The following is a 6,485-nucleotide window of genomic DNA, read 5'->3' as shown; positions in this document are numbered from 1 at the left end:
TCCCGGAATAACACTTTTATCTTGACAATCAAATAATCATGTGCTAATATGCAGATAAGACCGACTGCTTTCACAATCGGTCTCATCATATACTTTTCTATTGCACTATTTCTCGTTTACACAGAATTTGGGATTGACTCGAATATGTATAAGAAAAGCGTTTTCTGAAATATCTCATTCAGCACTTCCTGTACAGGCGATAAATAAAAGGGCTGCCGAAAGGCAGCCCTGATCATTTACTGTTCAATGAAAGCTTATCAAAGAGTGTCGATTATATCGAGAGAATGCTCCTCGTTCATAGTTCTGCACATTTCGATGAACTTGTCGAGAGGAACGTTCTTGAGCTGCTTGTTTCCGCGGATATTTACGGATACCTGCTCGTTTTCAGCCTCACTGTCGCCGATTATCACAACATACGGATCCTTGTAGTCCTTGAAGCGTCTTATCTTGTTCTTCATGTTGTCGTCAGTGTAGTCAGCTTCAGCTCTGATATGGTTCTTCTTGAGAAGGTCTGCTACCTTCTTGGCGTATTCGTTGTGGTCTGTTCTGATAGGAACGATACCTACCTGCATAGGCGAGAGCCAGAACGGGAACGCGCCTGCGAAGTTCTCTGTGATGATACCGATGAATCTCTCGAATGAACCGAATATAGCTCTGTGTATCATTACAGGCTGCTTTTCGGAGCCGTCGGAAGCGATGTACTTCATCCTGAAGTTGAGAGGGAGCTGGAAGTCGAGCTGGATAGTACCCATCTGCCATTCACGTCCGATAGCGTCCTTCATCTTGAGGTCTATCTTAGGACCGTAGAATGCGCCGTCGCCCTCGTTGAGCTCGTATCCGTCGGGACCGTACTTCTCTTCAAGGATTGCCTTGAGGTCAGCCTCAGCCTTGTTCCATACGTTGATATCGCCCATGTAGTCGTCGGGACGTGTGGAAAGCTCAGCCTTGTATTCCAGACCGAAGGTCTTGTATATCTCTGTAGCGATATCCATGATATCGTTTATCTCGGAAGCTATCTGCTCCTCTGTTACGAGGATATGAGCGTCGTCCTGTCTGAACTGCTGAACGCGGAAGAGTCCGTTGAGCTCGCCTGACTTCTCCTTACGGTGGATAACGTCTACCTGATTGAATTTAAGAGGAAGCTCTTTGTAGGAACGCTGCTTGTTCATATATACCTTGATAGCGTTGGGGCAGTTCATAGGCTTAGCACAGTATACTTCGTTGTCCTCCTCGGCAGGGATAACGAACATACCGTCCTGATAGTGATCCCAGTGACCCGATGTCACCCAGAGCTCCTTCTTTGAGAGAACAGGACCTGATATCTCGGTGTAACCGTGATCCTCGTGAACGCCTCTCCAGTATTCAAGGAGTGCGTTGAAGAGCTTCCAGCCTCTCGGGAGCCAGTAAGGCATACCCGGAGCTGTGTGGTCGAACATGAAGAGACTGAGCTCCTTGCCAAGCTTCTTGTGGTCGCGGAGCTTTGCTTCCTCTATCATCTTTATATATTCGTCAAGCTGTGAGGACTTGGGGAATGCGATAGCGTATACACGGCTGAGCATCTTGTTGTTCTCGTTGCCGCGCCAGTAAGCTCCTGTACATGAAAGGAGCTTGAATGCCTTTACGGGAGCTGTGGACATGAGGTGAGGACCTGCACAGAGGTCGATGAACTCGCCCTGCTTGTAGAAGGAGATAGGCTCTCCCTTGTCAGCGTGCTCCTCGCAGAGCTCTACCTTGTAAGGCTCGTCCATTTCTTTGAGCTTTGCGATAGCGTCGGCAGGTGAAAGCTCGAACTTCTCAAGCTCTATGTCCTCCTTGACGATCTTCTTCATTTCAGCCTCGATTTTTTCGAGCTCCTCGGGAGTGAAGGGCTTTTCAAGGTCGAAGTCATAGTAGAAGCCGTTGTCGATAGCAGGACCGATAGCCAGCTTTGCAGCAGGGTAAAGTCTCTTTACAGCCTGTGCAAGTATGTGTGAAGCTGTGTGCCAGAAGGTCTTCTTGCCGTCGAGTGAGTCAAAGGTACATACCTCGAACTGGCAGTCGCTGTCGATAAGGGTGCGGAGGTCCTTGACCTCTCCGTTTACCTTTACGCAGCAGGCAGCCTTGTAAAGTCCCATGCCTATGCCCTTGATGATCTCTGCGGCTGACTGTGCAGCTTCGATCTCGCGGACGCTGCCGTCAGGTAATGTTAATTTTATCATGGTTATCTCTCCTTTATGTTGATTCATAATTAATAATGCATAATGAATAATATGAACATGATTTGCATTATCACGTATTTTATTATTCCTTGGGTATTTACAATATATTTTCGGACTGTCCGTCCGATTTCTGAACGGACGGGTTTATCCATGTCATTCGACCCAGCCCGTTATTTCAAAGAGCTCGCCGAAGAGCTCTCCATGGGCAAGTCCCTGCATGAATCCGTCGTCGGTGCCTGTATCGAAGCACACAACGATATCTTCGTCGTCGATATCCACATAAACGTTTTCGAGCTTCAGTATTTTTGCAAGCTCGTCCGCGTTGCTGCCTTCGTAGTAGCCCTCGTCGATCAGCATACCTGCAAGCACAGCCTTGCTGCTGTCCAGCTTTGCAAGTTTTCGGGCGATATCCTTGAGGTTTTTCATTATATCGGTTTCATCGCCCGTATAGAAACGGACGGTCATGTTCTCGTTCCACAGCTTATAGGGAAGCTCGAAGGCTTCTTCCTGTTCGTTGTACTTTATGTTGCTCACACTTTCACCTCCCGGAGCCATGATAACAAAAAAGCCCCTTACGCCTGTATTAGGCACAAGGGACGATGAATTACCGTGGTTCCACCCTGATTCACACGGAGGACTTCTCCGTATCTCAAGTGCTCTGTAACGGGAGCTCCCGTCGCTTATTGGGCGCACTCAGAGGCGGTATGCTGTTTCCTGAACGCTGCTGCCTTGCACCGAACGGCAGCTCTCTGTGAGCGTTGCTGTTGAAAACAGCCTTCCTCATCGACGATTTCGTAATATTGTACAATTATATTAGCACAGATTTTACAGTTTGTCAAGAGTAAATTTCAATAAAAAAGCATTCAGCCCTTAGTCCTTAGCTTTCAGCCTGTCCGGGACTGCATTTTAATGCAGTTGAAATTAAACATTTAGTTGAATCGGACGTTAAAAATACCAAATCTACGGGTTGAAATGCACCAAAAAATGTGATATAATATTAATGTTATAAAAATGTTTATTTACGTTGGGGAAACGGTTCCACGGCAAATAAGCATAAGATAAGGGAGATATAAATGAATATTGAGATAACAAGAATAAATCAGGGAATAGAAACAGACCCTAAAGACTTTATCAGGTCAGTCAACGAGGACTACCTCTACAAGCTGAAAAAAATTGCCGACGATATTGCCGATAATTATAACGAAAAGCCTGTAATACTGCTTTCGGGACCTTCAGGCTCGGGCAAGACCACCACGGCTATGATGATAGAAAAGCTTCTTGACGAAATGGGACACGAGACCCATACCCTTTCAATGGACAACTGGTTCTGTCCGCTTACGGAAGCCGAAAAGGCTCTTGCAGCAGAGGGAAAAATGGATCTTGAATCGCCTCTGCGTGTGGACTGCGATCTCCTCAACGAGCAGATAGAGGACATATGCGCCTGCCGCGAAATAGAGCTCCCAAAGTACAATTTCAAGACCTCGTCGCGCTGCGGCTCGGGTAAGAAATTCAAGCGAAACGAGGGAGAAATAGTTATTTTCGAGGGTATTCATGCCCTTAATCCTGCGGTAATAACGGTTCCCGACAGAATGATAAGCAAGATATACGTCAGCGTAAGAACCAGGATATCGGACGACGGTATACTGCTTCATCCGTCCAGGGTACGTCTTATGCGCCGCATGATACGCGACAAGAATTTCCGCAAGCGCTCTCTCCGTGAGACTATGAATATGTTCCACAGCGTGGAGGCAGGCGAAAACAAGTACATCATGCCCTATAAGTATCGTTCCGACTACGATATAGACACCTTTATGGCGTATGAGCTCTCGGTATACAGAAACGATCTTCTGTCGCAGCTTGAGGAGCTTACGGACGTTCCCGAGGTGCGCGAGTGCATAGCTGTGCTGGAAAAGCTCAGACCAATAGAAAAGACAGATGTTACGCCTGATTCGCTGATATGCGAGTTTATAGGCAACGGACAATTCAAATACTGATTCATAATTACAGATACATGATTCATAATTTTCGGCATCGCCTTTCGGCGGCAGTTCTGAAACAATGAGGGTGTTTATTACGCATCATGCATTATGAATTGAATAAAGGATAGGAGAACAATTATGGAATATCTCGAAAATCGGGAGCTTTCATGGCTTAAATTCAACAAAAGGGTGCTCGAAGAAGCGACGGACCCGGAAACTCCGCTTCTTGAAAGGCTCTCCTTTTCAGCTATATATCAGAGCAATTTAGACGAATTTTTCATGGTCAGAGTTGGCTCGATCACCGATAAGGCAAAGGAAAAGAAAGAAAAAAAGGACAAATTTTCGGGAATGACGCCCTCACAGCAGCTTGACGCCGTATTTACGGCTGTCCGCAGAATGCAGCCCTCTGTGGAGGAGGCTCTGCGGAAAACTATGGGCGAGCTCGCAGCTTACGGCTTCGAGCACGTTTCCTACGACAAGGCTACAAAGGAGGAGCAGGCTTTCCTTGAAATGTACTTCAAGCGCGAATTGAAGCCTTTTGTGTCGGGAGTTGTCGTAAATGACGCCCTACCGTTCCCGTTTCTCAAAAACAAGGAGATATACGCGGTAGTTCAGCTCGCGGCGAAAAAAGGCGTGTCCATAGGCATAATCCCTGCCAATACCAGCCGCTCGGAGAGACTGATACATCTCAGTCCCGACGGAAAGCGCTTTATCCTCGAGGAAGAGGTCATTCTCCGCTTTGCACACCAGCTGTTCAAGAACTACAAGGTCATAGACCGCGCTCTCATAAGAGTCACGAGAAGCGCCGACATCATGGCTTCGGGAAGAGGTCCCGAGTTCCGCCGCCGCATGGAGGAACTCGTTGACAAGCGCCAGCGGCTTGCACCTGTACGCCTTGAAATATCCGACGTTTTCAGCCGCGACGCACTGGATTACCTCTGCAGGAAGCTGAAGCTGAAAAATGTCCGCGTATTTACATCGAGGATACCCCTCGACCTTTCATATCTGTATACCCTGCAGGAATATGATGAAAATGCAGCGCTTCACTACGTACCGAGGTCGCCCCGCAAGCCTGCGGCTCTTTCGGACTCAAGACCTGTATTCCAGCAGGTAAAGTCAAGGGATATACTTCTCAGCTATCCCTTTGAGTCGATAAATCTCTCGTTTATAAGGCTCCTGCAGGAGTCTGCAAACGACCCGAAGGTAACGTCCATAAAGATAACCCTCTACCGCCTCGCACGCAACAGCAAGGTCATTGACGCGCTGTGTACAGCCGCAGAGCAGGGCAAGGAGGTACTCGTTATGATAGAGCTCCGTGCGCGCTTTGACGAGGAAAACAATATTGAATGGTCAAAGCAGCTTCAGGAGGCAGGTGTAAAGGTCATCTACGGACCGAAGGAGTACAAGGCTCATTCCAAGCTGCTGCTCATAACGAGGAAGGCTCAGGGCGGCGGATATGACTATGTTACTCAGATAGGTACGGGCAATTACAACGAAAAAACAGCCACATTATATACAGACCTCATGCTTCTCACCGCCGACAGGGACATCGCTGCCGACGCAGAGGCTGTGTTTACTGCGCTCCTTAACGGAAGCTTCGTGGAAAATACGAAAAAGCTCCTTGTTTCGCCGCTTGCCCTGAGACCTCAGGTGCTCGCCATGATGGACGAACAGATAGAGCTTGCCGGGAACGGCGGAAACGGCTATATTGCCGCGAAGATAAACTCCCTCAACGACCCTGCCGTTATCGCAAAGCTCATCGAGGCTTCTCAGGCAGGCGTAAAGGTGGAGCTCATAGTCCGCGGACTATGCTGCCTTATCCCCGGAGTTCAGGGCTTTACTGAGAATATTACTGTCCGCAGCATAGTGGGACGTTTCCTCGAACACAGCCGTATCTTCATATTCGGCAAGGACGGAAAGGACCAGAAGATATATATAGGCTCTGCCGACTATATGAGCAGGAATACCATTCGCCGCGTAGAGGTGGCAGCTCCCGTGGAGGACGAGAAGCTGAGAAAGCGTATCCGCGATATGTTCCGCATAATGCTCCGCGATAACGTCAAGGCAAGGATAATGCTCAGCAGCGGCGAGTACGTCCGCGAGCGCAGGAGCCGTGAAAAGCCTCTCAATTCACAGGAATACTTCTATGAGGAGGCGTATAAGCGCCTCGAGGACAAGAGCTCAAAGCAGAAACAGCTCCGCGTGAACCGCGAAAAGACCGTTAAAAGGACGTCTGCGAAAAAGACGGCTGCAAAGCCGGCGGAAAAGGCTCCAGTAAAGCGCGGAAGGAAGAAAAAGAGCGAATGAG

The 6,485-nt window shown here is 48.3% G+C and carries 4 protein-coding genes; 2 read left to right on the top strand and 2 right to left on the bottom strand.

What is annotated here, in order from left to right; translation table 11 throughout:
- Positions 1–257 precede the first annotated feature (257 nt).
- The gene (gene thrS / locus IKW96_RS04135) at positions 258–2,198 is read right to left on the bottom strand and encodes a threonine--tRNA ligase (RefSeq protein WP_296570676.1); all 1,941 of its coding nucleotides are present in this window, start codon (positions 2,196–2,198) and stop codon (positions 258–260) included.
- A 153-nt stretch (positions 2,199–2,351) separates the two neighbouring features.
- Positions 2,352–2,732, bottom strand: coding sequence for a hypothetical protein (locus IKW96_RS04130; protein WP_296570674.1), 381 nt, complete (start codon positions 2,730–2,732; stop codon positions 2,352–2,354).
- A 539-nt stretch (positions 2,733–3,271) separates the two neighbouring features.
- Between IKW96_RS04130 and IKW96_RS04125 the strand changes: the two genes are divergently transcribed.
- Positions 3,272–4,192, top strand: a complete 921-nt coding sequence (locus tag IKW96_RS04125; protein WP_296570672.1) for an adenylyl-sulfate kinase — start codon at positions 3,272–3,274, stop codon at positions 4,190–4,192.
- 123 nt (positions 4,193–4,315) lie between these two features.
- A complete protein-coding gene (gene ppk1, locus IKW96_RS04120) occupies positions 4,316–6,484 on the top strand; it encodes a polyphosphate kinase 1 (protein ID WP_296570670.1) in 2,169 nt (722 codons plus the stop codon).
- Position 6,485: the final 1 nt, after the last annotated feature.

It is taken from the genome of Ruminococcus sp. (assembly GCF_017549005.1).
Taxonomy (GTDB): Bacteria; Bacillota; Clostridia; order Oscillospirales; family Ruminococcaceae; genus Ruminococcus.
The sequence above is the reverse complement of the archived record's forward strand: the minus strand, read 5'-3'. Positions and strand labels throughout refer to the sequence as shown.